Below are 22,337 nucleotides of genomic sequence, written 5' to 3' on the forward strand. Positions count from 1 at the left end.
ATCGCGCCGAGGAAAATCACCCAGAAAAAACAGAACCGGGAGAGTTCGTCTGAAATCGGAAAACCGGAATGGAAGCCGTAGCGCATAATCACGTTACCGAACACCATCACCATCATGCAGACCATGCACAGCACCATCACCGCTTCAAGTGCTTTAAAAAAAAGATTAATCAGCCACTGCATACTCTCTCCAGGAAGATAATTCCGTCACACCGTCCCTGAGATGCACGAGGGCATCTCAGGGCAGGCTTACGCATCAGTTTACTTTAAGGACTGGCGCACCTTGTCACGCTCGGCGACAAAGTTTTCTACAAACTCAGTACCGATGATTGTGGTGTGCTTGTCGAATACCGGCTGCACCACGGCACGGATTTTTTCCATCTCTTCAGGGGACAGGGTGCTGATTTTCATGCCGTGTTTCGCCAGCTCTTCAAGGGCGTTGTCCACCTGGCTTATCTCCTGCTCACGCTGGAAGGTGCGGGTTTCTTCTGCGGCTTCTCTGACGATTGCCTGCTGTTCCGGGCTCAGAGCGTCAAACCATCTTTTGGATACCACCAGCGCAACCGGGGTATAGACATGGTTAGTGGTGGTGAGGTTATTCTCCACTTCGTAGACTTTGTTCTGATACATGTCCACCACCGGGTGCTCATGCCCGTCCAGCACGCCGGTTTCCAGGGCGGTAAATACCTCTGAGTACGCCAGAGGAACCGGATTAATGCCCATGGCCTGGAAGCTGTCGATAGCCACCTTGGTTGGCATCACACGGATTTTCAGGCCTTTCATATCTTCCAGTGAGGTCACCGGATGCTTGTTATTGGCCAGGTCACGGAAAGCACCGCCGCTCCAGGTCAGGGGATACATGCGCATGCTATACAGGCTTTCGAGCATTTTTTGCCCGACCGGGCCGTCGAGAACTTGTGCAGCTTCTTCATCACTCTGGAACAGGAACGGGAAGTCAAAGATTTGCAGCTCTTTCTGACGTCCGGCCAGCGGCGATAATGCCCCCATATAGAATTGCTGGGTGTCACTCTGGATAGCCTGCAGCATCTGCTGTTCAGAGCCGAGGGTACCGGAACTGAAAATATCGATTTTAATTTCGCCGTTACTCTTTTCTTTCACCGTATCAGCAAAGCGTTGCATGGCAACACCGCGTGGGTGGGTGTCGGTAAAGGAGTGTCCCAGGCGGGCGGGTTTAACGTCACTGGCAGAGACTGCCATGGCCGTCATCAGCGTACTGAGTGCCAGACCGCCCGCCAGAACCCACTTGTTGATATTTTTATAATTCATTAATGACATAGGTAACCTCGGATTTAATTGAATATATTGTTCTTAAAGAAATCAGATAATAATGGGCTTGTATTTAATGCCTGAATATTACGGTCTGGATGCCGTACCATCAGGTGTGCGAGCCATTGTCCAGGACGGAATTCCCCCTTCACAGGGATATTTCGCGGCCTTCGCTTCATCAATATCAATTCCGAGACCAGGTTTATCGTTCAAATAGGCATAACCCTGGTCAATTTCCGGACAACCGGAGAAAACATCACGCAATGCATCATTCATTGGCGTGTATTCCTGAACGCCGAGATTTGGTGAACTCATGTCCAGATGCATATTGGCGCAAACACCGACGGGTGAGATATCTCCCGGTCCATGCCAGGCTGTGCGCACGCCATTCAGTTCACTGTAAATCGCCAGTTTCTTCGCAGGCGTAATGCCGCCGATAGTACTGACATGACAACGGATATAATCGATCAGTTTATTATCGATCAAAGGCTTCCATTCATTCACATTCACAAACAGTTCACCCATGGCGACGGGCGTTGAGGATTGCTGGCGCAGCATTTTCAGCCAGTCAATATTTTCCGGTGCAACCGGATCTTCAAGATAGAAGAGCTGATATTGTTCCAGCGTTTTAGCCAGATTAATCGCCGTCACGGGGGTAACGCGCTCATGCACGTCATGAATAAATTCGATACCGAAACCCAGTTTATTACGTAGATGGTCAAATAAACGTGGAACACTTTTGGCATAGGCATCCGGATCAAAATAGATACCTGGTGTTTTACTGCGTGGTGAGCGTTTTGGCTGGATATTTTTCGCCCGTGCCAGTTGAGTGGCAATCAGTTTAAGATCCTCAGTACCCGCACCACCATACATGCCCATCTGGCAGCGAACATACTGGTAGCCCTCTTCCATTCTGGCGCGAATATTATCTTCCACTTCAATTTCATCACCACCATCGGTATGGCAGTACAGCGGAATACCATCGCGACACTTACCGCCAAGCAGGTCATAGACCGGCATCCCGGCTAGTTTGCCTTTAATATCCCACAGCGCCATATCCACACCAGACAGCGCATTATTCATAATAGGCCCGTTACGCCAGTAACCGCTTACCGCCGCAGACTGCCAGATATCCTCAATACGCGTCGGATCTTTACCCATCAAAAATGGCGCCATATAGTCATCAATGGCACTCTTCACGGCAAAAATACGTTGGGTAAAGGTTGCGCATCCCAGACCATAGAGGCCCGGCTGGTTAGTTTCGACCTTTACAACGGCCAGATCGATCCCACCAGGTGCTGTCAGAATCGTTTTTACATTGGTAATTTTCAGGTTACTCACTCGCATTCCTCAGTTCAGCAAATTGGCTGCACATCACATTTGTTGTAAATAAAACCACAACAACACGTAAGTCGTCCTACATATTCACGCTTTTATATCACGCTTATTCAGGAGAGGAATGTTAAATATTCTATTCTGTGACATGGATCAACAGAATAAACGATGACCAATTAAATGGATGTAAATCATAGGTATACAGTTAAATCGAAGAATAAATACAATTTTTCATTATCATAAATGTTAAATTATCAGTATGAAATTTCCTTTTGTTATGTATAAAAACCAAAAAAGCAAACTTGTTGTCATACAGATTATGCAAAAAGAAAAATACATGATAACTTTCTGGCCTGAACAATCACGTACTGACAGCAAAGGTGCTCCAGGTCACATCCGGAACTCAGGTATACTCGTCCCGGCGAACATTTTATTGCCTTAAATGCTATATTTTGTGGCGTTTCATCACCTACACGGATACCTAAATTGAGTATAAAATCCATTCAAAAACAAAATGTCGTCAATGAAGTTTATGAGCAGATAAGCGCAAAATTGCTTGATGGCAGTTGGATGCCCGGCAATCGCCTGCCCTCTGAAGCTGAACTGACCGTTTCGTTTAATGTCAGCAGGGTCAGTGTGCGCAGTGCCGTTCAGCGCTTTCGCGATTTGGGTATTGTGGTCACTCGTCAAGGTAGCGGCAGCTACGTCAGCGACCACTTTACTCCTCAGATGTTGAGCAAAAATCCTCGCCCGGTAATGCATCTCAGCCGTGAAGAGTTCCACGATATGATGATCTTCCGCCAGACCGTGGAGTTTAAATGCGTTGAACTCGCCGTTATTCATGCCACCGAAGAGGATATTCTCCAGCTTGAGCAGGCATTGAATAATATGCTTATCAATAAAGGCGACTATAAAAAATACTCAGAGGCCGATTACGAATTCCACCTGGCGATCGTCCGGGCATCGCACAATAGCGTATTTTATAACGTGATGAACTCGATTAAAGATATCTATTATTATTATCTGGAAGAGCTCAATCGCGCCCTGGGTATTACGCTTGAAAGCGTGGAAGCCCATATCAAGGTTTACCGGTCAATTAAAGAACGCGATGCCAGTGCCGCAGTGAAAGTCCTCAATGAGGCGATGTCGGAAAATGTCACGGCGATTGAAAAAATCAAGTCTGAAGCCGGTATTCCGTCTGATACAAAAGAGACAAAAAAAGCACGGCAATAGGCTGGGAGTGACAGCCGAAATCTACTGCTTGCCTGCCCCTTTCTCTTGATATCTTACTGGTGATATCTATTTCAGCTTAAGCTGCCTGTACGGCAGTGAATCTAACCTTTTATCTATTCAGAATGTTTTTTATGTTCCTGGCTACACTGGCAGAGCTGTTTAATTTCATGATCTGATAATAAAAATAAGCCAACTGAAGAATAAACCAAGGTCTGGTGAATAAAGGCAGTCCCTGTCCCGGATTCAATATAAAATTGGCAGGTTAAAATCTGAAAAGGTAGTGCGATTCGGCGCGGCAAGCCTGTCGATGATGCTATTTAGTATTCTGAGGGTGACAGCCTTTCCTCTGCTGAAAAACCTCCTCTTTTAGCCCAGAGGCCTGGAAACAGGCCTCGTGGTAAAAACAGAGATAACGCGCTATATCAGTAAATAGCTCAGCCCAGAAAACGCCGCCATACCGACAATTATTGTGGCGAACAGGCTGCGCGTCACGATACCTGCCAGTATCGCAGCAATCGCTGCCAGCAGTGAAATACTGAAACCGTCGCTGGTCAAAGCCGGTTTACCAAGCAGTTCAGCACAGACAATCGCCGCCATCATTGCCGCAGGAATAAAACTCAGCCACTGCTGCAACCCTGGAGCCAGGCGAAATCGGGATAGTAATAAAACAGGAACCGTCCGCATCAAGCCGGTAACCAGCGCCGAAAGCAGGATCGCGAGGAGAATATTTCTTTCCATCTCAGGCTTCCTTTTTACCCGATAGCTTTAAACCCAGAGTCGCCAGACTTGCTGCAATCGATGCCGCGACCATCACTACGATACTCATATCAGTTTTACCAGCCATTACTAAAGTTATTAATACCGCGATGATAATACTTAACGTTTCCAGAATCTTACGCTTACTGGCATACCACATAGCCAGCACCAGACCAATAAACATGGATACCAGACTAAAACTCAGTCCCTCCATTAAAGATGCAGGTAGCGATGACGCCAGCTCTGCGCCAATCACACAGGCCAGGATCCAGTTAAGCCATGCAGTCAGGTTAAGTCCGGACATCCAGGCCCAGGAGATGGCCCCTCGCTCACTCCCGAGCTGTGCGGCAACCGCGAAGGTTTCATCACTCAGTAGCAGTCCACTAAGTATTTTTTGCCGTGACGAATAATCCCGAAAAAAGAGGCTGATCGCCGAACTCATTAACAGATAACGCAGATTCACCAGCAGTACGCTCAGTACTACCGAGGCAACCTCAGCGCCGGCCGCCCACAATGAATAAAACATTAACTGTGCTGAACCGGCATATAACACTCCGGCCAGTAGCGCCGTTTCCAGGGTACTGAATCCGGATAACGTACCAATCGCGCCCGCGGCAAAACCAATGCTCCAGTAGCCTGGAATGGTGGGTAAACAGGCTATCACTCCTGCTTTGAATTCCGTCCGGCCCTTGGTATCCGGTAGACTTTTTGTTATCAACATCAAATAATCTCACTCTGGGTTACTGAGTGGTAATATTAAGAAATTGTCAAAAGTGCGATAGTAAAATCCTGCGCATTGGTGAAAATATTGATGATGAAAGGATGTCAGTTTGATGAAGAAAATGCGGGATGAAATTAACCTCTGGCATGACAGTAAACTGTATGGCGGGATGGAGATCCTGCGCGCCTCCTGTTATGACCACAGTTATCCTGCACATTTTCATGATGAGTATGTGATTGCAGCCTTTGCGCGTGGTTCCCAGCGGACCCGGATTTGCCGCGAGCGTGGTGTGGCTTCCGCAGGTACGGTCATGGTGATAATGCCGGGTGAAGTTCATACCGGTGAAGCCGTACAACGTGACGAAGGCTGGGATTACTGTGCCTTTTATCCGTCAGCCGCACTGATTAACGAAGTCGCTGAAACAGCAATTGGCGGCCGGGGTGAGGTCAACTTTGGCGGCGAAGGTATGCGCTACGATCCGCTAATGGCCAAAAAAATGTTACAGGCTTCGGCCCTGCTTGACGCAAACAGTGACCCACTGGAAAAAGAGTGTCTGATGTATCAGGTACTGAATATGCTGGTTGGTCGTTATGGTGAACGCAACCAGCCGGGTGCGGTAAAAAAAACGCTCAGAGCGGATATTCGTCGGGCAACTGAATTTTTACATTGTGCCTACCAGCAACCCCTGGCTATCAAAGATATTGCCGAGGTCGCGGGTCTGAGTGAGTTCTATTTTATGCGAACGTTTCAGTCTCAGACCGGTTTATCGGTTCATCAGTATCTGACCCAGCTACGCCTGGTAAGAGCCAAAAGGTTACTGGCCAGAGGCGCAGATGCAGCCCAGGTCGCGACCGACGTTGGTTTTTACGATCAAAGCCATTTAATTAAATACTTTCGCCTGCACTTTGGTACCACACCGGGAGTCTTTGCGGCAGCATCAGTCTGAAGACTAACCCTGCTAATCAAACCGTGCATTTATATGGATATCAACCATACCAAGTACCGGTTCTGAAAGTTGAGCGTCAGCAAACTTCAGCGCTAGCGCTGTGCTGTCCGGAATAATCACCTTGATATCCTTCTCCATTAATCAAGAGTAAGAGGCTTCCCTGCCGGACGTTCTATCCCAGGCGATACTTCATCACCAAAACTGGCAAAGCAAAAAGCAGTGTGAGGAAGTTTGCCGCACTTATCGCCAGATCCTCAATTAACAAGCCATAGCAAAACCACAACATCAAGCCGCAGACAAACATGGCGTACATCAGACCAGAAATCCCCTGAGTATTACGGGTTTTTATCACCTTAACCGCCTGTGGTAAAAATGATAATGTCGTTAAACTTGCTGCGACATAACCAATGGCAGAGATCCACTCCATATTTACGCCTTGAGTTCAGGATTGCCTTTGATATGAAGACTCACCGGCTTCAGTGCTGCCGGGATCTCACGTTTACGGTATTTATCTAACAGATGGATCTGCACTTTTCTTAGCATATCGCCGTTCAGCTTATAGAGTCGGAAATACAGGAATAACGTGATAAGAAAGAAAAATGCCGGTAAGCCAATCATCAGAAATTCCATGCCGAGAATGGTGCTGGCATGTTGTTCAATATTCGGCACATAGCCTATCAAGCCAAGTACCAGGGCAATGAAAAAGGCCGCAAATGCCGATCCCCCTTTCACCACCATGGTTTGCACCGAGAACGCGATACTTTCACAGCGAACGTTAAGCTTGTACTCACCGTAATCGACCGTGTCAGCCACCATAATCACCTGCAATACCCAGAACAGTGCAGTGCCGATATTCAGTAAGATCCCTGCCAGAGAAATCAACCAAATACTGTTCCACCCTGAGAGGGCTATCCATAGCAATACTCCGCCGCCAAGGATCGGCAGTATTGATGCTCCAGCCCACAGTACCCGGCGCGATAAGGTTTTTACCAGCCGGGTAAAAAATACCAGGGTCAGCAAATTGGCGGCACCCGCATAAGACATGTAATACGGGAACAGGTCAGCATTACCAATAACATAAGTGAAGTAATAAATGGCAAAACCGGAAATGATATTCGAGGCAATATTGTAAGCCAGTGCCATGCCGAGCAGGCAAGAGAGCTGATCGTTTTTATAGATCAGGGCCACAATCGCTTTTAACCCCAGCTTACTGCTGTCGGCAGTTGCGTCACTGTCAGACGAATAGACTTCTTTAACGTTACGCAAAGTGATGATAGTCGAGGCCACGAAGAAAGCGATCAGCACCAGGGTAAACATCTGGAAGCCGAATCCTCTGTCTTCCCCCCCGACATAGTGGACAAAGGGCAAAGTGACACCAGCCGTGACAAACCCGGCAAGGCTTGCAAAAAAGCGAGGAAAAGGCACCAGTTGTTCCCGCTCACGTTTATCTAGCGTAATCGTCGGCACCATCGACCAAAAGGGGATATCCATCAAAGTGTAAGTCATGCCCCAGAGGATATAGGTGATACAAACGAATACCACTTGAGTAGTGCCTTCAAACAGATGGGCACTGAACAGCAAAAAAAGGACGATGGAGTTGGTAATCGTTCCAATCAGTATCCAGGGTTTAAATTTTCCCCAGCGCGAACGGGTTGCGTTGACTATCCAGCCCATGACTGGGTCGTTTATCGCATCCCAGATCCGTGCTGCCAGGAAGAGGCCACCGACCAGACCAACGGATAATCCGACAATATCGGTGTAGTAATACATCAAATACATGTATACGATACCAATCGCAAAATCTTTACCAAATGCCCCAAATCCATAACTGAGTTTTGTTGTAATTGATATGCTCATATAGGGTACCGGGTCGCTGTTACCAGCGCCCTCCTTCTGTTATTAGGTCTATCCAGAGCCGAGTAATCTACCCGGCGTTGGTCATCAGGTACGATGCAGCCATGCGGGGAGCCAGTCTCCGTGGGCGGTAATCAAGTCATCAACCAGGGCATAGATCTCTTCAATACCCAGTACTGCGGAGGTATGAGGATCAAGCATCGTGGCATGATAAACGCGGTCACGATTCTCGGTTAAAATCGCCTCCGTCAGTAATGTTTGCACATTGATATTGGTCTGCATTAACGCAGCAAGATGGGAAGGCAGAGTGCCGATACGGGTCGGTTGAATACCGTTAGCATCCACCAGACAAGGCACCTCGACACAACAGCCCCAGGGCAGATTTTCGATCAGATTGTCGTTACGCACATTGCCGTAGATAACACTCGGCTCCCCCGTCCACAGCGCATTCATAATCGTACTGGCATATTCCCGGGAAGGTTTGATATCGATACGTTCAGCGGTTTTGTACTCTTCCAGCTCTTTGCGCCAGGTGGCTAGCTGCTCAACACAACGTTTCGGATATTCATCCAGCGGCACCTTATAGCGTTCAATCAAATCCTCACGTCCGGGTTTAATAAACCACGGTGTATATTCGGCAAAGTGTTCAGAAGACTCGGTGACAAAATAGCCCAGCTTTTTAAACATTTCATAACGAACGATATTTTCACAACGCGGATTACCGTGAATGTTGGGCTTCGGTGCCTGTCCGGCTTCATAGGCTTGCAGCAAGTCAGGATAGATGCTGACGTATTCACCCTGTTCATTTTTCTTTTCAAGGTAAAGATAGAAGGCCATATGGTTGATCCCTGCGCATTGATAACGCAGCAACGCCGGATCGATAGCCAAATCCCGCGCCAGTTCCTCAGCGGTTCCTTGTACTGAGTGACACAGACCGACCTGTTTGATATGCGGATAACGGGCATACATCGCCCAGGTGTTCATCGCCATCGGGTTAACATAGTTAAGCATCGTGGCATCCGGGCAGACTTCGGTCATATCTTCACAGATTTGCCATAAATGCGGGATGGTACGTAAGGCACGCATAATTCCGCCAGGACCTAAGGTATCGGCGATAGTTTGCTCCAGCCCATGCCGTTTGCAGACGGCAAAATCCGTCACTGTACAGGGCTCATAGCCGCCAATCTGGAAAGCCACAACCACGAAATCAGCACCTTGCAGTGCGGCCTTTTGGTCCGTATAACAGGTGATTTTGCCATGAGCTCCGGCGGAATCCATCAGCTTACGAACAACAATATGTGATTCTTCCAGACGGTTCTCATCGATGTCCATCAGGGCAATATGGGCCGATTTCAGAGCCGGACGATGAAACACATCTCCCAGTATATTTTTGACAAAAATGGTTGAGCCTGCGCCAATAAAGGTAATCTTAGGTGCTGACATTTCTTTTCTCCGAGTGACAGATTAACCATCTCAGAGTGACATGCAAACTGACGCTTCTCTTCCCTCTTTCAGACCGAGCATTCCGGAAAATTCAGATTGTTTTCCCCAAGAAGGGTTATCTGAGTTTTCCGGAAGTTTTAGCCAGGAAAGAAGAGAATTCAGAATATTTATACGCATGATAAGCCTAAAATTACGCCAGGTTCACAATGTAATTTTATGGCTTGTGCGACAATTCCTGATAATTCAGGAACCGGAGACTCGCATGGATACCCGCTCACCCGCTCTGCCACCCGACCCGCATATGTGCAATAGTACCGACAGTCATACCCGCAGCCCAATGTCGCTCTACTCCGAATATCAGCGCATGGATATTGAGCTACGCGTGCCACATCTGATGGAGTCCTGTCACTGGCATGGTCAGGTCGAAGTGAATGTGCCTTTTGACGGTGACGTAGAGTATCTGATCAACAACGAAGTGGTGCAGATTAAACAGGGGCATATCACGCTATTCTGGGCCTGTACTCCCCATCAGTTAATCGATCCGGGCGACTGTCAGAAAATGGCGATTATTAATCTGCCGATGCACCTTTTTCTCTCCTGGCCACTAGACAGAAAGCTTATCAATCACATTACCCATGGGCTGGTGATTCGTTCACTGACAGCACAACAACTGAGTCCCTTTGAAGTCCTGCGCTGGCAGCAGGAACTTAACAATGCGAATGCGCAAATCCGCCAGTTAACCGTAGATGAGATTGGGCTGATGCTAAAACGTCTTAGCCTGTCGGGCTGGGAGCCCATTCAAGTTAACAAAATGGCCCGCATACACAGTAAGGGGAATAATGTGTCACGCCATGCGCAGTTTTATGTCAGTCAGATGCTGGAGTTTATTGGTGAAAGTTTTGATCAGCCGCTGACCATTGAGCATGTTGCTGAACATGTAAAACTGAACCCCAACTATGCTATGGGTATTTTTCAGCGGGTCATGCAGTTAACCATGAAGCAATATATCACTGCGATGCGCATTAACCATGTACGCGCCCTGTTAAGTGATACTGACAAATCGATTCTTGATATTGCCCTGACGGCAGGATTTCATTCCAGCAGCAGTTTTTATAGCAGCTTTAATAAGTATGTCGGTATGTCGCCACAAAATTATCGCAAACTAAGGCAGTTAAAAAATACCCGCCACAATACCGCGTAAGACATAAATCGGGAATGTGATTAAAAAGCGGAAGTTGTAAGATTTATTCAAGAACAGTTAATCATATAAAAACACGTCTCAGAACTAAAAATATACGAGTATTTGAACACCGCCAAGGGGTTAGCAATCTGAGAAATTTTTTAATGCATTGCATTGAAAACAACGGTCTACAGAAGCTGTTTATGTTCCACTTAAAAAAGTTGATACTAGAGAAAATATTTTAGATACGAAAACATATGCCAAGGAAAAAACTGCATCTGCGCACCCTCATGCTGATGTTATCTGTCGGAGGAATATTGCTCACGTCCCTGTTACTGCTCAGTGGACTGACCATTTTCCAGAAAAGAGATATTGAAAATCGGTTACTTGAAAACAATCTTGCGTATGCCCGAAAACTGGCTGATACCACTGACAGATACCTTGCGACAGCGCAGCGCGAACTCGCGTATAGTGCCAGTAAAATAGGTTCACTGAATGACAGAGAGCATTTAAGAGACGAAGCAGAAAGACTGCGCTTACAGTCCGGTTTTTTCAACTCTGTAGTGATAGTGGATAACGATGCCATTATTGCTGCCGCCTCTCCTGAAAGCCTGCAGCTTGTCGGGGTAAAACTGCGCTCAGACGCCACCCAAAAAGCCCTGGCAACGAAAAAACTGTTTATCTCTGAGCCCTTTTTCTCGGCTGCGGGTAACTATGTTGTCTTTATTTCTCAACCCCTGTTTGACTCTGCCGGCGATTATATTGGTTTTATCGGTGGCAGTATTTATCTGCAAAAAGAGAGCATGCTCAGTGATATTCTGAGTATGCATTTTTATGAAAAGACAACTGATGTCAGTGTTATCAATAACGATGGTAAGATCATATTTAATCGCGATCCGGCATTAGTGAAAGGCGAGCTGGATTTTATTCCTGGCTTGCAAATACAAAAAATTAACGATGCCAGTGGACACTTTTTTAATGATGGCAACAACCTTGTCGGTTACGCCAGCCTGAAACAAGCAGACTGGAAGGTGGTGATATCAGGCGCATCAGAGAGCGTTTCCCGTATTCTGATGCAAACCGTGATCAATGCATTCTGGTTTACCCTTATTATCATCTTGATAACTGTCACAGCGGTCATCATCTTTGCTGGCAAAATCTCCACGCCACTGGAAAAACTCGCGGATTTAACACAAGAAGACGATAGCCTGGCCGCAGCAAAAAAACTGGCCAAAATTAACGTCTGGTACCGGGAGGCAGAACATCTCAAACAGGCACTCAATCAGCATCTGTCAAACATCACCAAGCGGGTAAACGCCCTGAATGATGAAACCATGACGGATACCCTTACCGGCCTGTATAACCGTAAAGGGTTCGGTACACTGTTAAAACGGTATGCGCATGCCAGCAAGCACTGCATTATCGCTATTGATATTGACCATTTTAAGAAAGTGAATGACCAATATGGCCATGAGGGTGGCGATGCGGTACTGATTAAATTCAGTGAAAGACTCTGTAATCTGAGCACCCGTAAACAGGTAGTCTGCCGCTTTGGTGGGGAAGAGTTTGTGATATTACTCCCTTATACCGAACTGGATGAAGCAGCCAAAATTGCCGATCATATTCGTGTTGAGATTGAAAATACTGATTTTCCGTATCACCATAAAGTGACAGTCTCATTGGGTGTCGCAAGTTTTACGGATAACAACAATGATGTTTATACCGCACTACGCAAAGCCGATTTAGCGCTGTATGAAGCCAAATTTTCGGGCAGAAACAAAGTTGTCGTCAGTCACCCCGAAGGTTTTTTCCACGTCTGAAATAGAGTGACGGCAAGTAGCGTGATACAGTGCAGCTTCAAGACTTAGTGACAATTCTTTTTTGTAAACAGGCAGTCATTAATGCCCTTCAGGACAACGTATGAGCAATGAAATTCCACTAAAATTTTACGATATTGTCGACGAGTATGCGAACGAATCGGCAAAGCCTGTCAGCGACGCTGAGCGTGATGCCTTGGCGCATTATTTCCAGTTACTGATCACACGTTTAATGAATAACGAAGAAATCAGCGAAGAAGCTCAGCAAGAGATGGCGAATGAAGCAGATATCGACACGCAGCGTATTGATGATATCGCGACATTTTTAAATCAATGGGGTAATGAGTAACGCCCGTCAGCGATCAAGGTTTTCAGCTCCCCCGCTGTCCTGAAATAACAGCGGGGAAACGCCCTGTCACTCAGGAATTACTCAAAGAAGGCTTCAGGGTTATCAGCCAATGAGATAAAGTTTTTACTGTTTTTATCCAGAGTGCGAATCACACCGCTCTCAATATCATAAACCCAGCCATGTAACCGGATAGCGTTATTACGCAGGCCTACAGCAACACAAGGGTGGGTTTTAATGTTATTCAGCTGCGCAATAACGTTTTCTTCCACCATAGCGTTAACTTTATCGGTTTCATTATCCCAGTGTTTCTTATCCACTACCGCTTTTGCCGCATCGGCATAATGTAACCAGTGGGCAACAGCAGGCATTGGATCCAGGCACTGGCAGGAAGCAATGGCTTTCATAGCGCCGCAGTTTGAGTGACCACAAATAACGATATCCGTCACGCCCAAAGCAACAACTGCATACTCAATCGTTGCTGATACGCCACCCGGCTCCGGGCCGAATGAAGGTACAATATTACCGGCGTTACGTATCACAAACAGCTGCCCCGGATCTTGCTGGGTCACCAGTTCAGGGACAAGACGACTGTCTGAGCAGGAGATAAACAATGCTTTAGGATTCTGACTGGAAGCCAGACTACGGAATAGCTCTTTACGCTCCGGGAAGACCTCTTTTTGAAAATTGAGGAAACCTTCAATGATATGTTGCATAGCACGTTCTCTTTTTTTTCAAATTTCGGTCTTATCATAAAGCGAACATTCTGCCCGGCAACCCCCGAAGAGGAAAAAAACAGCGAACAGCGTTCTCACAGACCCGGTATGAGCATTTACAGATAAATATTCTGCCCCTTCCCCCACAGACATCGGAGGTGATTTAGTCTTGTGCTACCCACAGCAAATTTTCAGTGGCAAACCCCAGCTGACTGGCAATACGCAAATAATTCAATTTCACGGTATCCGGAATGGTCGGCGTGCGCGACAAGATCCACAAATAGTCACGATTCGGTCCGCTCACCAGCGCGTACTGGTAGTTATCATCCAGAGCAATAATGTTATAACCTCCATAGAACGGCCCGAAGAGCGAGACCTTTAACGCGCCGGTTGTGGGTGCGCCAGTGAAATAGGCTTTACCTTCACTTTCACGCCATTCCTTGCTGTCCGGATTATAGCCACGGTTCAAAACGCTTATCCCGCCATCGCTGCGTTTTCCGTAGGTCGCGCTCACTTGCTCCAGCCCACGCTCAAAACGATTTTCCAGCCGGGCAATTTCGTACCATTTTCCCAGGTAGCGACTGGCGTCGAACCCGGTTATCGGCGTAACCCCGGCAGGAGGTTGCGGTGATTTACAGGCAACCAGCGTCAGGGCTATCACCCCGGCAGTCAATACAGGCCATAATCTCATATCTATTCCCCCGATGAGTGACTTCGCTATAACTTAGACAAACTATCACAGTTGTCCAAGTTTATGCCAGAGTGGCTGATTACACGGTCTCGGTGTATTCATATCGAAGGTAACGATTTCAGTCGGAGAGAGTGCTCTTTAAGCATGGAGGTTATACTGACCTCAGGAGCTGGTTTATTCGCTATCAGGGCTGTTTCAGATACTGCAATAACACCAGGCGTCCATCGCTATAAGTTTCATCCGCCGGAGGCAGTGCCAGCTCTTCCAGGTTCCGCCTGTTTGAGAGCAGTATCACCAGTGCCACATTACCGCTACGGCGGTGTTTTTCCAGCCACAGGGGGAAGTTTGCCGGTGTAGTGAAGCGGTCTTCGTTACCCGGATAAGTCAGTCCATATCTCAGCTCACCTTCAGAGTTATATAAATCGATATCGCTGCGTTTCATTTCCCAGGCAATACCTGAAGCAATACCGGTATTATTCGCCAGAATATACTGGCTGTCTGTCAGTTGCGGACGTATCGCCTCGATAAATGCCTGGGGTTGCTTTGAGTGCACCACGGTATTGGGGATCGACTGTCCTACCAGCAGAGCAATACCCAGCGGACATAAAGCAACCCAAAACCAGCGGCGTTCACTGTGAAAGATTGCCACGGCCCCGACCAGCGCCCAGATAAGAAACGCCAGTCCCCCTGTCATGACCTTATTCACTTCACTGGTATCATAAAGTGTATGTTTCGTGAATCCCCAGGGCGCCAGAGCAACAAGTACAATGGCGAAACCGGTAAGACCGAATAACAGGTTCAGCCAGCCATTAACCCGTAATGTTCGCGCCTTATTTTTTGCCAGTATTACGGCATGTCGCGCCATTAATATCGATAAAGGTGCAAAACAGGGCAGAATGTAAGTCGGTAATTTTCCCTTGGCAATACTGAAAAACAGCAATGGCATGATGACCCAGCCAAGCAGATAAAAGGGCGCATTCTGGTCACTACGCTCCTGAAATCCACGCTTCAGCGCTCCTGGTAATAAGCCTAACCACGGCATACATCCGACGATGAATATCGGAATGTAATACCAGAACGGGGCTTTGTGCTGGGCATCATCTTCTGCAAAACGCTGGATATGCTCAACCCAGAAAAAATAACGCCAGTAATCAGGTTCAGCCTTAGCAATCAATAATGCCCAGGGTAAGACAATCAGTATTGCACTCACCACCGCTATCGGGCCAACTGTGAACATTTCCCGCCAGCGTTTCTGTAGTACCACCCAGGGTAAAACACCGATCACCGGAATCGCCAGCGCCAGAAATCCTTTACTCATGACCCCCAGCCCGCAGGCTAAACCGAGTAAAATATATCCCCGGATCTTTGAAGGCGTGGTGGTTGCCGTGCTGGCTGCCCAAAAGCAGCACATTGCCGCCGTCAGACATAGCGTGACCATCGGGTCGAGAACGGCATAGGTTCCGACACCATAGACCAGGAAACAGGTAAGAAAAATAACGCCGGACAACGCAGCAACAGCCCTATCACGCCACATGCGAAACGCCAGCCAGGCCACCAGCAACGCGCTGAGTGTCGTACAGAATACCGATCCCAGACGGACGGCAAAATTGTTATGCCCGAAGACAAACTGGCTGAAGGTGTTTATCCAGTAACCTAAAATGGGTTTTTCAAAATAACGTAAATCAAGGAAATGAGGCACAATCCAATTTCCGGAGAGCAACATTTCGCGACTGATCTCGGCATAACGCATTTCATCTGGCTGCCATAATCCCCGTCCGTCCAGAGGAAGCAAATACAGCAAGATAAAACAAAGACCAAATGCCGTTCCATACTTTACTAAGGATTTCATCTATCAAAACTCGGTATATTATTGTCAGCCTGGTTATCCCTGCCAGGAATAAGAAAACGGTCATAAAACGCCAATATCGCCAGTACATAAAACGTACTACTATCAACGAATACCGAGCTTCTTATTTTCGCTATTGTGGACAAGCTGTCACTGGCATTGTTCCGTCAGAGAATAAAAAAATCTTTTTTTAAAACTTAAGGATTCATTAAGAATAAAAACCGTTCTCATTCATATGGTAACGGGATTTATTAACGGGCATCTGTAAAAAAGAATATAACGCACTGAGGATAATATCGACGTTTGAAAAATATATTGTGGGATAATAAATATTATTTTTATTTAGGCTGGTATTTTATCGAATAATAGACTAGCAATAATTGAATCAAGTAAAGCTCTTCACTCAGGGTGAAGAGCTTTGGTCTGACTATTTTTTGTCTACCTGATAGAAAATATGTTTCCCGAACGGGTCAATTTCATAGCCGGTAACTTCAACTCTGACCGGTTCAAAGATAGTCGAGTGCGCTATCATCACCGCCGGCATTTGGTCATGCATCATCTGCTGAGCTTGTTGATAGATAACCGCTCTTTTGCTTTGGTCACTTTCCGCACGGGCTTCTTCAATCAGTTTATCAAACGGCGGATAACACCATTTAGCCGAGTTAGAACCACCTTGTGCTGCGGTGCATGTGAACAACGGGCCAAAGAAGTTGTCCGGGTCTCCGGTCGCCGTCGTCCAGCCCATTAATGCTGCATCGTGGTCACCATTTTTCAAACGTTGCAAATACTCGCCCCATTCATAGGTCACAATCTTGGCATTCACGCCGACCTTCTTCCAGTCTGCCTGAATCATTTCTGCCATACGACGAGCGTTAGGGTTATAGGGGCGCTGAACCGGCATTGCCCAGAGATCAATCGTGGTCGCCGGGTCGTAACCCGCCTCGGCTAACAGGGCTTTTGCTCCCTCTGGATCGTAGGCGTAATCTTCCAGTTTATCGTCAGCACTCCACACCCCTGGCGGGAGCAGGTTTTTGGCCTGGCTGCCGCTGCCATTAAATACCGCTTCAATGATCGCCGGTTTATTGATTGCCATTGCCAGCGCCTGGCGGACTTTCACATTATCAAACGGCGCTTTTTGCGTGTTAAAAGATAAGAAACCGGTATTCAGGCCCGATTTACTCATCAGATTAATATTTTTATTTTCCTTCATCCGTGGCAGATCTGCAGGATTCGGGAATGGCATCACCTGGCACTCATTTTTTTCCAGTTTTGCATAACGGATTGCAGCATCAGGCGTGATAGAGAATACCAGACGATCCAGTTTAGCTTTTCCTTCCCAGTATTCCGGGAAAGCAGTATAGAGAATACGGGAATCTTTTTGGTATTGCTTGAGCTCAAAAGGCCCGGTGCCAACAGGTTCCATATCGACACGTTCAGGTGTCCCTGCTTTCATCATTGCATCCGCATATTCTGCGGAAAGAATCGAGGCAAAATACCACCCCAGTGCGGCAATAAAGGGGGAGTCAGGTCGCGATAACGTGAAGCGCACGGTATTATCATCGACTTTATCAATACTGGTGATAAGCTTCGCAAACTCCATACTGTTGAAGTTTGAATAGTTACCATTCGACACTTTGTGATAGGGATGCTGAGGATCCTTTTGTCGCATAAACGAAAAAATAACATCATCAGCATTGAAATCCCGGCTTGGTTTAAAGAATTTATTACTCTGGAACTTCACCCCTTTACGCAGGTGGAAAGTATATTCTTTACCATCCTCACTGATATCCCAGCTCTCAGCCAGACTTGGAATTAACTCTGTAGTACCGACTTTAAAATCCACCAGTCGATTATAAATCGGTACTGCGCTGGCATCGACACTGGTACCGGAGGTATACAACTGTGGATTAAAATTTTCTGGCGAACCTTCGGAACAAAAGACCAGCGTATTTGCAGCAACACTGGCGCTGAATGTCAAGGCGGTTATGGTCATAGCAAGAGTGGTTATTTTTGTCGTCATATTGTTCCCTAATTCTGTAATCCACAAAAAAAAACAAAAGTCCTTGCCATAAATAACATTAAATTCAGATACTGAGGTACTGCTATTTTTAATAAGGACCCAATTATGTCGTCTCCGTTACAGTTTCAACTGACACAACGTTTCTTTCGTTATTTAGCCATTACCAGTCAGAGCGACCCTCGGGTTAATACTTTACCCAGTACTGTCGGGCAAAAAGAAATGGCAAAAGCACTGGCGGATGAATTACAGGCATTGGGACTTGACAATATTATTATCGATGAATTTGCTACCGTGACAGCGGTGAGAAAGGGTAATGTTCCGGGTGCGCCGAGAATTGGTTTTATTACCCATATTGATACCGTTGATGTGGGGCTGGCTGCAGAAATTCATCCGCAAATATTATCTTTTACCGGAGAAGATCTTTGCCTGAATCAACAGCAAGATATTTGGTTAAAAGTCGATGAACACCCGGAAATATTGCGTTATGCCGGAGAAAAAATCATTTTCAGTGATGGCACTAGCGTACTGGGTGCGGACAATAAAGCCGCGGTTACTGTGGTCATGACCTTGCTGGAGAATTTAACCGCAACGGATCAAGTCGGGGATATTGTGGTGGCTTTTGTTCCTGACGAAGAAATCGGTTTATGTGGTGCGAAAGCACTTGATCTGGCAAGATTTGATGTCGATTTTGCCTGGACTATTGACTGCTGCGAAATCGGTGAAGTGGTCTATGAAAACTTCAATGCCGCCCACGCTGAAATCACCTTTACTGGCGTTACCAGCCATCCGATGTCAGCCAAAGGTGTGCTGGTTAACCCTCTGCTGATGGCCACAGATTATATCAGTCATTTTGACCGACAACAGACGCCGGAACACACTGAAGGCCGGGAAGGTTATATTTGGTTTAATGGACTGGAAGCCAGCCAAAGCGAAGCGGTGCTCAAAGCCAATATTCGTGACTTTGATTTAGCGCGTTTTGCCCAAAGAAAACAGCAGATTATCGACGTGGCAGAAAAATTTTCCGCTCAGTATCCTACCGCTCACGTCAAATATACGATAAGTGATACTTACAGTAATATCAGTAATGCGATTACTGACGATCGCCGAGCTATTGATTTGATATTTACGGCGCTGGACGACCTGAATATTCCGGCGAAAGTTATCCCTATGCGTGGGGGAACTGATGGTGCTGCACTGTCAGCAAAAGGATTATTAACGCCAAACTTTTTCACTGGCGCACATAATTTCCATTCACGTTTTGAGTTTCTGCCCCTGAGCTCTTTTGAAGCGTCTTATCAAGTGGCAAGAAAACTCTGTTTATTAGCCGCTAAATAAACAGTCCCTCTGCTCTTCACCCTTTGAAGAGCAGGTTTCTGATTTCACACCAGCATAAGTTCCCAGCCGTTCTTCCCGGCAACCAACCCGTGTGTCAGGCCAATTTGACTGAGAAACACATCGTCATGTGACACCACCAGCAAAGTACCTGAATACTGATTAAGTAGTTGCTCTAACGCTTGAAGGGAAACCAGGTCCAGATGGTTACTCGGTTCATCGAGCAGCAAACAAGATGCCGGTGGGCTGGCATAGATAACCGTCGCCAGAGCGGCTTTAAGTTGCTCTCCCCCACTGAGCTGACCACAGGGTAATGAGACATGTGTCGCATCAAGACCGAGCTGTGCCAGTTGCATGCGTAACCGGGACTCTCCGGCCTGGGTATTCACTTTGAGTAACTGAGTCAGCACATTCTGCTGTGGATCAAGAAGCGAGAGTTGCTGGTCAAGATAAGCGATTTTCCCCCGAATATCGCAGGTCCCCAAAACAGGGCTTAACTGGCCTGCGAGGATTCTGAGTAATGTGGATTTACCGCAGCCGTTCGGCCCCCTGATCCCTATTCGCTGCCCGCCATAGACAGTCAGGTCCAGCGTATCGTACGGTGCGGGGGCAAAAGGCAGTGTAATCTCGCTCAGCCTGGCAACTTGATGTGTCCCCGAAAAAATTGAATGATCGTGCATCACAATTCTTGGGGAATGCTCAATATTTTTGGCCGCGTTCTGCACCTGCTGATTAAGCCGGATTTGGCTTTCTGCAACTTGTTTCTCCTGCTTTCCAGCCGAGACCTCACTGCGCGCCTTTTGGCGTCCGAGCAAAATATTCGCCTGATTGGCTTCTTTACCGAGACGGCTGCCACGAGACTGCCGCTTTTCAAGCCGTTCACGCTTGTCGCGTAACGCCTGTTCTTGCCGTTTCCGCTCAGTTTTAAGATGTTCCAGTTGCTGCATTGCTGCAGCGGTTTCCCGGGCTTTTATCTGCTGATAAATATCATAGTTACCGCCGTAGCTGTGTAACCCGAGCGATGAAAGTTCAACTATCCTCTCCATCTGCTGGAGCAATCGCCTGTCGTGGCTGATGACCAGCAATCCCTGGGGCCAGCAGGCCAGCTGCTGCATCAAGGCCTCGCGGCTGGTACTGTCCAAATGGTTAGTGGGCTCATCAAGAATTAAAAAATCAGGCTGAGAAAGCATAGCGCCACTTAATGCCACCCGCATCGCTTCTCCGCCACTGAGTCTGTGGGTGGCTGTTTCGGGTGAAAGATAATCCAGCCCTGCTGCAGCAAGCTGTATTTGCAGGCGCTGGCGGATATCCCAGTTATCTGCCACTAAATCGAAATCAGCCTGGCAGGTACTCCCGGCTTCAATCCGGGCCAGGGCTGCGAGTGGAGCATCAACACCGGCTAACATCGCCACAGTGTGATAGTTCTCGGGCGACAAGTGTTGGGCCAGATAGCGAACCTTCTCAGAACCATAACACGTCCCGGAAGTCGGCATCACTCGCCCCGCGAGAATGCGCGCCAGCTGGCTTTTGCCCACGCCGTTTCGCCCCACCATACCGGTATGGCGTGCGTCGAACTGCGCATTGATATGGGAAAAAAGAGGTTTGCCGTCAGGCAAAACCAGAGAAACGCCTTCCAGCGTCAGTAACGTATTCGTCATGCGATAACCTTAAAATTAATGCGCCAATTCAACTCCCGCAGGGAGCTCTGAACAGACCGTCAAGGCTGACGGCGGGCATTAATTACGCATTGGACGAATACCTCAGTTGAAATGTTGCTGTTTTCTGATGATAAAATATTCTTACGCCGACAGTCAAACGCCAGCGAATTTTCTTCGCTGGCAATGTACTTATCGCGGAGGGTACTGACTTTTAACTTAACCCGCCGTGGCAGACCTGTTATCGGGTTGCGTCCAGGCAGTCATTCAATCGTGCCTGGCTGCTAATTCTGAAGCGTAGCAAACTGTCAGATGAGGTTACAGAACCGCCAGCCAGCCACCATCCACATAAATGATCTGTCCGTTAACATAATCCGATGCTGAAGATGAGAGGAAAATTGCCGCACCCACCAGGTCTTTTGGGTCGCCCCAGCGCTGGGACGGATTACTGTTTTTCACCCAACGATCAAAATCAGGATCGTCAACCAAGGCTTTATTCATATCAGTTTGAATATAACCCGGACCAATCGCATTGGTCTGAATATTAAACTGTGCCCACTCAGCAGCCATGGCACAGGTGAGCATTTTTACCCCACCCTTTGCTGCCGTATAAGGCGCAACGGTCGGACGGGCTGCCTGACTGGTCAGTGAACCCATATTGATAATTTTACCGCCTTTGCCACGCGCGATCATGCGTTTAGCCGCTGCACGCGCGACAATAAAAGCACTGGTGAGGTTGGTATCTATCACTTTCTGCCAGTTTTCCAGCTCCATTTCTACCAGAGGCTTGCGGTATTGAATGCCTGCATTATTGACTAAAATATCGATCTCAATTCCCTGGGCATCAAACTCGGAAAAAACGATTTCTACCGCGATTTCATCAGTAACATCGAAGACAGCTCCCTGGACGTCATAGCCCTCACTGCGTAGCTGATCAACAGCATTTTGCAGCCCTACACCCTTGGAATTATTGAGGATTACGCGCGCTCCTGCCGATGCCAGTCCCCGGGCATAAGCCAGACCAAGGCCACGAACCGATCCGGTTACCAGTGCCGTTTTGCCCTTGAGATCAAATAACGCATGCATAGTCTTTTCCTCTTGTTTTTATCATAAAATATGTATGACAACTTAGAGGTGAGAGCATGATTTCAGCCGCGTTA

20 protein-coding genes are annotated in these 22,337 nt (G+C 47.4%); 6 read left to right on the forward strand and 14 right to left on the reverse strand.

Features of this window, described 5'->3' with window-relative positions; translation table 11 throughout:
- The 3 genes from Q1A40_RS19570 to Q1A40_RS19580 all read right to left on the reverse strand — a co-directional run.
- On the reverse strand, positions 1-182 hold a 182-nt coding region (locus tag Q1A40_RS19570), incomplete at its 3' end, for a TRAP transporter small permease (protein ID WP_300004117.1).
- Positions 183-260: 78 nt separating this feature from the next.
- Positions 261-1,295: a DctP family TRAP transporter solute-binding subunit gene (locus Q1A40_RS19575; protein ID WP_300004119.1), complete on the reverse strand. Its 1,035-nt coding sequence runs from the start codon at positions 1,293-1,295 to the stop codon at positions 261-263.
- A gap of 78 nt (positions 1,296-1,373) precedes the next feature.
- Positions 1,374-2,627, reverse strand: coding sequence for an enolase C-terminal domain-like protein (locus Q1A40_RS19580; protein WP_300004122.1), 1,254 nt, complete (start codon positions 2,625-2,627; stop codon positions 1,374-1,376).
- Between the two features lie 480 nt (positions 2,628-3,107).
- Between Q1A40_RS19580 and Q1A40_RS19585 the strand changes: the two genes are divergently transcribed.
- On the forward strand, positions 3,108-3,854 hold the full coding sequence (locus Q1A40_RS19585) for a FadR/GntR family transcriptional regulator (RefSeq protein ID WP_300004125.1): 747 nt from the start codon (positions 3,108-3,110) through the stop codon (positions 3,852-3,854).
- 417 nt (positions 3,855-4,271) lie between these two features.
- Here Q1A40_RS19585 and Q1A40_RS19590 read toward each other — a convergent pair whose 3' ends face one another.
- Positions 4,272-4,592, reverse strand: coding sequence for an AzlD domain-containing protein (locus Q1A40_RS19590; RefSeq protein WP_300004127.1), 321 nt, complete (start codon positions 4,590-4,592; stop codon positions 4,272-4,274).
- Position 4,593: 1 nt separating this feature from the next.
- Positions 4,594-5,331, reverse strand: coding sequence for an AzlC family ABC transporter permease (locus Q1A40_RS19595; RefSeq protein ID WP_300004130.1), 738 nt, complete (start codon positions 5,329-5,331; stop codon positions 4,594-4,596).
- Positions 5,332-5,443: 112 nt separating this feature from the next.
- Between Q1A40_RS19595 and Q1A40_RS19600 the strand changes: the two genes are divergently transcribed.
- Positions 5,444-6,277 carry an AraC family transcriptional regulator gene (locus Q1A40_RS19600; RefSeq protein WP_300004328.1) on the forward strand — a complete coding sequence of 278 codons (834 nt, stop codon included), beginning with the start codon at positions 5,444-5,446 and terminating at the stop codon, positions 6,275-6,277.
- A 172-nt stretch (positions 6,278-6,449) separates the two neighbouring features.
- Here the strand turns inward: Q1A40_RS19600 and Q1A40_RS19605 are convergent, their stop codons facing one another.
- The 3 genes from Q1A40_RS19605 to Q1A40_RS19615 all read right to left on the reverse strand — a co-directional run bounded on the left by Q1A40_RS19605 (position 6,450) and on the right by Q1A40_RS19615 (position 9,574).
- Complete coding sequence (locus Q1A40_RS19605; RefSeq protein WP_300004133.1) at positions 6,450-6,704, reverse strand: SemiSWEET transporter; 255 nt, start codon at positions 6,702-6,704, stop codon at positions 6,450-6,452.
- A gap of 2 nt (positions 6,705-6,706) precedes the next feature.
- Complete coding sequence (gene melB / locus Q1A40_RS19610) at positions 6,707-8,134, reverse strand: melibiose:sodium transporter MelB (RefSeq protein WP_300004136.1); 1,428 nt, start codon at positions 8,132-8,134, stop codon at positions 6,707-6,709.
- Positions 8,135-8,218: 84 nt separating this feature from the next.
- Entirely contained in the window at positions 8,219-9,574 is a 1,356-nt protein-coding gene (locus Q1A40_RS19615; protein WP_300004139.1) for an alpha-glucosidase/alpha-galactosidase, read from the reverse strand.
- A gap of 262 nt (positions 9,575-9,836) precedes the next feature.
- Between Q1A40_RS19615 and melR the strand changes: the two genes are divergently transcribed.
- The 3 genes from melR (at position 9,837) to Q1A40_RS19630 (ending at position 12,920) form a co-directional block, all read left to right on the forward strand.
- Entirely contained in the window at positions 9,837-10,775 is a 939-nt protein-coding gene (melR, locus tag Q1A40_RS19620) for a transcriptional regulator MelR (RefSeq protein ID WP_300004142.1), read from the forward strand.
- A 236-nt stretch (positions 10,776-11,011) separates the two neighbouring features.
- Positions 11,012-12,574, forward strand: coding sequence for a sensor domain-containing diguanylate cyclase (locus tag Q1A40_RS19625; protein WP_300004145.1), 1,563 nt, complete (start codon positions 11,012-11,014; stop codon positions 12,572-12,574).
- Between the two features lie 100 nt (positions 12,575-12,674).
- Positions 12,675-12,920 carry a YmjA family protein gene (locus Q1A40_RS19630; RefSeq protein ID WP_300004148.1) on the forward strand — a complete coding sequence of 82 codons (246 nt, stop codon included), beginning with the start codon at positions 12,675-12,677 and terminating at the stop codon, positions 12,918-12,920.
- 77 nt (positions 12,921-12,997) lie between these two features.
- Here Q1A40_RS19630 and Q1A40_RS19635 read toward each other — a convergent pair whose 3' ends face one another.
- The 4 genes from Q1A40_RS19635 to Q1A40_RS19650 all read right to left on the reverse strand — a co-directional run bounded on the left by Q1A40_RS19635 (position 12,998) and on the right by Q1A40_RS19650 (position 18,190).
- Positions 12,998-13,633, reverse strand: coding sequence for a carbonic anhydrase (locus Q1A40_RS19635; protein WP_300004151.1), 636 nt, complete (start codon positions 13,631-13,633; stop codon positions 12,998-13,000).
- Between the two features lie 163 nt (positions 13,634-13,796).
- Positions 13,797-14,324, reverse strand: a complete 528-nt coding sequence (blc, locus tag Q1A40_RS19640; RefSeq protein WP_300004154.1) for an outer membrane lipoprotein Blc — start codon at positions 14,322-14,324, stop codon at positions 13,797-13,799.
- Positions 14,325-14,508: 184 nt separating this feature from the next.
- Positions 14,509-16,173, reverse strand: a complete 1,665-nt coding sequence (gene arnT, locus Q1A40_RS19645; protein WP_300004156.1) for a lipid IV(A) 4-amino-4-deoxy-L-arabinosyltransferase — start codon at positions 16,171-16,173, stop codon at positions 14,509-14,511.
- Between the two features lie 424 nt (positions 16,174-16,597).
- Complete coding sequence (locus Q1A40_RS19650) at positions 16,598-18,190, reverse strand: ABC transporter substrate-binding protein (RefSeq protein ID WP_300004159.1); 1,593 nt, start codon at positions 18,188-18,190, stop codon at positions 16,598-16,600.
- A 105-nt stretch (positions 18,191-18,295) separates the two neighbouring features.
- Between Q1A40_RS19650 and pepT the strand changes: the two genes are divergently transcribed.
- Positions 18,296-19,525 (forward strand): peptidase T, encoded by a 1,230-nt coding sequence (gene pepT / locus Q1A40_RS19655; RefSeq protein WP_300004162.1) that lies wholly within the window; start codon positions 18,296-18,298, stop codon positions 19,523-19,525.
- A gap of 44 nt (positions 19,526-19,569) precedes the next feature.
- Here the strand turns inward: pepT and Q1A40_RS19660 are convergent, their stop codons facing one another.
- Both Q1A40_RS19660 and Q1A40_RS19665 read right to left on the reverse strand, forming a co-directional pair.
- Positions 19,570-21,180 (reverse strand): ABC-F family ATP-binding cassette domain-containing protein, encoded by a 1,611-nt coding sequence (locus Q1A40_RS19660; RefSeq protein ID WP_300004165.1) that lies wholly within the window; start codon positions 21,178-21,180, stop codon positions 19,570-19,572.
- 315 nt (positions 21,181-21,495) lie between these two features.
- Positions 21,496-22,263, reverse strand: coding sequence for an SDR family oxidoreductase (locus tag Q1A40_RS19665; RefSeq protein WP_300004168.1), 768 nt, complete (start codon positions 22,261-22,263; stop codon positions 21,496-21,498).
- Positions 22,264-22,337 lie beyond the last annotated feature (74 nt).

This window comes from uncultured Cedecea sp. (assembly GCF_947498825.1).
Lineage (GTDB): Bacteria > Pseudomonadota > Gammaproteobacteria > Enterobacterales > Enterobacteriaceae > JGM124.

Excerpts from the sequence above, each read along its gene's own strand:
- melR (WP_300004142.1), top strand. The coding sequence starts at position 9,837 with ATGGATACCCGCTCACCCGCTCTGCCACCCGACCCGCATATGTGCAAT.
- Q1A40_RS19605 (WP_300004133.1), bottom strand. The coding sequence starts at position 6,704 with ATGGAGTGGATCTCTGCCATTGGTTATGTCGCAGCAAGTTTAACGACA.
- Q1A40_RS19615 (WP_300004139.1), bottom strand. The coding sequence starts at position 9,574 with ATGTCAGCACCTAAGATTACCTTTATTGGCGCAGGCTCAACCATTTTT.
- Q1A40_RS19665 (WP_300004168.1), bottom strand. The coding sequence starts at position 22,263 with ATGCATGCGTTATTTGATCTCAAGGGCAAAACGGCACTGGTAACCGGA.
- blc (WP_300004154.1), bottom strand. The coding sequence starts at position 14,324 with ATGAGATTATGGCCTGTATTGACTGCCGGGGTGATAGCCCTGACGCTG.
- arnT (WP_300004156.1), bottom strand. The coding sequence starts at position 16,173 with ATGAAATCCTTAGTAAAGTATGGAACGGCATTTGGTCTTTGTTTTATC.
- Q1A40_RS19600 (WP_300004328.1), top strand. The coding sequence starts at position 5,444 with ATGAAGAAAATGCGGGATGAAATTAACCTCTGGCATGACAGTAAACTG.
- pepT (WP_300004162.1), top strand. The coding sequence starts at position 18,296 with ATGTCGTCTCCGTTACAGTTTCAACTGACACAACGTTTCTTTCGTTAT.
- melB (WP_300004136.1), bottom strand. The coding sequence starts at position 8,134 with ATGAGCATATCAATTACAACAAAACTCAGTTATGGATTTGGGGCATTT.
- Q1A40_RS19590 (WP_300004127.1), bottom strand. The coding sequence starts at position 4,592 with ATGGAAAGAAATATTCTCCTCGCGATCCTGCTTTCGGCGCTGGTTACC.
- Q1A40_RS19660 (WP_300004165.1), bottom strand. The coding sequence starts at position 21,180 with ATGACGAATACGTTACTGACGCTGGAAGGCGTTTCTCTGGTTTTGCCT.
- Q1A40_RS19575 (WP_300004119.1), bottom strand. The coding sequence starts at position 1,295 with ATGTCATTAATGAATTATAAAAATATCAACAAGTGGGTTCTGGCGGGC.
- Q1A40_RS19650 (WP_300004159.1), bottom strand. The coding sequence starts at position 18,190 with ATGACGACAAAAATAACCACTCTTGCTATGACCATAACCGCCTTGACA.
- Q1A40_RS19630 (WP_300004148.1), top strand. The coding sequence starts at position 12,675 with ATGAGCAATGAAATTCCACTAAAATTTTACGATATTGTCGACGAGTAT.
- Q1A40_RS19595 (WP_300004130.1), bottom strand. The coding sequence starts at position 5,331 with ATGTTGATAACAAAAAGTCTACCGGATACCAAGGGCCGGACGGAATTC.
- Q1A40_RS19635 (WP_300004151.1), bottom strand. The coding sequence starts at position 13,633 with ATGCAACATATCATTGAAGGTTTCCTCAATTTTCAAAAAGAGGTCTTC.
- Q1A40_RS19625 (WP_300004145.1), top strand. The coding sequence starts at position 11,012 with ATGCCAAGGAAAAAACTGCATCTGCGCACCCTCATGCTGATGTTATCT.